2 protein-coding genes are annotated in these 1,860 nt (G+C 47.5%); both read left to right on the top strand.

What is annotated here, in order from left to right; genetic code table 11:
- Nucleotides 1–1,045, top strand: a 1,045-nt coding sequence (locus EBR25_13625) for a hypothetical protein (GenBank protein NBW42022.1), incomplete at its 5' end; no start/stop codon positions are given.
- Between the two features lie 32 nt (nucleotides 1,046–1,077).
- Nucleotides 1,078–1,860: MoxR family ATPase (locus EBR25_13620; protein ID NBW42021.1), on the top strand; the 783-nt coding region annotated here is incomplete at its 3' end.

Here is a 1,860-nt window from a genome sequence, read left to right as displayed (position 1 = left end):
TCTCAAGCAAGAACTTGATGCGCTGCGTGTACTTCAGCGTGAACTGTATGACAGCTATTGCATTCACTACGGCGATTGCCATTTTGTCACTAGCAACTATTTCAATAGCGCTAATGAACTGATTCGCAACATCCGATACGCAGCTAAGGAAGCTAACGCTCGACTGGAAAAGATGTGGGAGTCAGAGAACTCCAAGTGGCGAGAGACTACCGAAAACATTCTGCGCCCTCTCTTCACTGACGAAGAAGAGTACCGCATTGCTTACAGTGCTTACATGGAGATCTTCCCTAGCAAGGAAGAATACAGAGCCCCAATCAGAGTATCCGTTTTGGGTCCTCTTCCTACCACGCTGGAAAAAGTGGACAAACCTATCGAGGGTGACATTCTCGGCACCATCGCTTACGAGAACAGTATCAACACTGAGGCAATCCTTGAAGCAGCTAAAGCACAAGCTGCTGATAAGGCTCTGATGATTGGTGCTGAGCTAATCGATGACCTTGATTCACGGCCATGTGAAAAGGTAGGAAAACAGCAGGTAGGTAGTGATAAGAAGAGAGGTTCGTGGGAGATTATCGCCAACAAGCTTCGCCTTATCTCTGACTCTGTTCCCGGTTTCGAGAACCTGTCTGATCTCTCCAGAGAGCTACTCGAAGTAGGTAAGGATATGAGCTCCAACGTGCCTCAACTGAGGCATAAGGCAACGGAGAAGTTCTACACACTGCAGGAAACCATTAAGCAGGAACTTGAAAGCATCTGCAATAACAGAGACTCTTCCAAGGGACTGGAGAAACTCAAAGAGTCTCTCTGCCTGTCAACTAAATACAAGCAGCTCTGCGAGCGTATCAAATCAGCAGAGAATCTCAACGTTCTCAACTTCCTTACCCCTGAAGTGACAATGGAGCTCGACATTTATGAGCAGCGCTCCAAACACCTCAGGAAGCTTCTGGATCAACGTAAGTCTTTGGTCCGAGCCGCTAGTGGTGAAGCTCTCGATGAGTTGATTGCTGAGATCAACGACAACAACATCGAAGATCCCGACTTCTGATTACCTACTCAACATCAACACAACAAACAGTCATGGACGACAAACTCTTCACTAAGTTTCAGACTTTCCGCGCAGCTCTCAACAATGCTCACCTTGAGCGGGAGCACATCATCAATGGTCTTCTTGCCACGCTGCTCAGTAAGCAGAATGCTTTCCTGCTCGGAGCTCCAGGTACAGGTAAGTCGGATCTGATCCGATCTATCTGTAGTGGCATTGAGGACTCAAACTACTTTGGTTATCTTCTCAGCCCTACTACTGATCCATCTGAACTCTTCGGCCCAGTAGCTGTAACTAAGCTCCTAAACGATGAGTACACGCGGGATGTGCAGGGCTACCTCCCCTCAGCACACGTAGCTTTCTTGGATGAGCTGTTTCGTGGCAGTTCAGCAATCCTCAACTCTCTTCTGACTTTGTTGAATGAGAGGACATTCAATAACGGTAAGGAGACTATAGAAACTCCAATCCAATCGATTGTGGCTGCCACGAACAGCTGGCCTACCGAGGAGTCACTTCAAGCGTTCGGTGATCGCTTTCTTTACAGACCTACTGTTGACTTCCTTCAGAAACCATCATCTAAGAAGAAACTAGACGGGTGGGCTTTGGGTATTTCCAAGCGTCCAGAGGTAGGGGTACACATAACTCTGGATGACCTTAAGCAACTTCAAGAAGAAGCAGTCAACGTAAAGGTAAACGATGATTTCTTGGACAAGTTCTCCAATGTCCTGACCATGCTCGACCAGCGTGGGATAACGATCTCCGATCGCAGGCGCGTTCAAATACTTAAGTTCATGAAAGCTTGGGTAGTTGTCATGGGA

The organism is bacterium (assembly GCA_009926305.1).
Lineage (GTDB): Bacteria > Bdellovibrionota_C > UBA2361 > UBA2361 > RFPC01 > RFPC01.
The sequence above is the reverse complement of the archived record's forward strand: the minus strand, read 5'-3'. Positions and strand labels throughout refer to the sequence as shown.